Source organism: Endozoicomonas sp. ONNA1, assembly GCF_024606325.1.
Lineage (GTDB): Bacteria > Pseudomonadota > Gammaproteobacteria > Pseudomonadales > Endozoicomonadaceae > Endozoicomonas_A.
Genome location: NZ_JAHHPN010000872.1, coordinates 1 through 1059 on the forward strand (window position 1 = coordinate 1; position 1059 = coordinate 1059).

A 1059-nucleotide genomic window follows, 5' to 3' on the forward strand; every position below is an offset into this window, starting at 1 on the left:
GAGTGTTGAAAGGCAGCAGGGTTGAAGAGGTGGTCAATTCTGCCGGAGCTATTCACACAGGTGGTTCTCACAGTCATGGTGGAGGTATAGCGGGCAGTGTTTCTGATAGCGTCATACACGACAGTGTGAACACCGGCACCGTTTTTACAACCGGGCACGCCAGTGCAGGCGGCATCGCTGGTTTAGCCGATCAGTCATCTTCTACTTCAAATAACTTGAATACCGGAAAAATAGCCTCCAGAAATGTTGTTTCCTCTCCTGCCGGTGGCATTGTCGGTGCGCTGAAAAGCAATAGCGTTGCAAACAACAATGTGAATACTGGTGAGGTCAATGCTGCCCAAACAGAAAGCTCCGGGGGGATTGTAGGAGACGGAACAACAGCCAGGATATTACACAACCTGAACACCGGAAAAATTTCCTCGGATCATCACGCAGGCACCCCCTGGATTCACGGATTCGGAACAAGTGGCGGAATAGTAGGGTCGGCTCGCAGTCAAACCCTGGTTAGCAAGAACCTCAATACAGGTAGCATTTCTGCAAAAAGCCATACCCATGTAGGTGGAATAGCAGGGCATATAACCAACGCTTTAGTTGTTCAAAATGCAAATGCTGGATCTGTCACTACTGACGGCATGGACGCAGAAGCCGGAGGTATTGTCGGAGAAACCCTAAGTGGAAGCATCCATGACAACCTTAATGCCGGAGCAGTCATAGGGAAAGATTCAGAATTTGACGGACAAAGTCCAACCGGCGGCATTACCGGAGATCTGCGGAATTGGGGCTCGGTTTATAACAATGTTAATACGGGATTGGTTCATGCACGACCATATAATAAAATGAGTCCGGCAGTCGCAAAATTACATCAAGCAGGCAGTATTAAAAATAATCTGGATACTTTTACAAGGTATAGACAACCTTATGACAGAAGTGATGGATACAACAGAGGTGTCGTAAGAGTACCGAAAAGTGCTCTCAAATCAAACCTGAATGGTTTAAACAGCGATCTCTGGAATGCCGGTGATGCAACACAGCTGCCGATGCTCAAAGGCGTTAACACCC

At 47.8% G+C, this 1059-nt stretch carries 1 protein-coding gene; it reads left to right on the forward strand.

Features of this window, described 5'->3' with window-relative positions; genetic code table 11:
• Positions 1-1059: hypothetical protein (locus KDK19_RS20780; RefSeq protein ID WP_257292855.1), on the forward strand; the 1059-nt coding region annotated here is incomplete at both ends.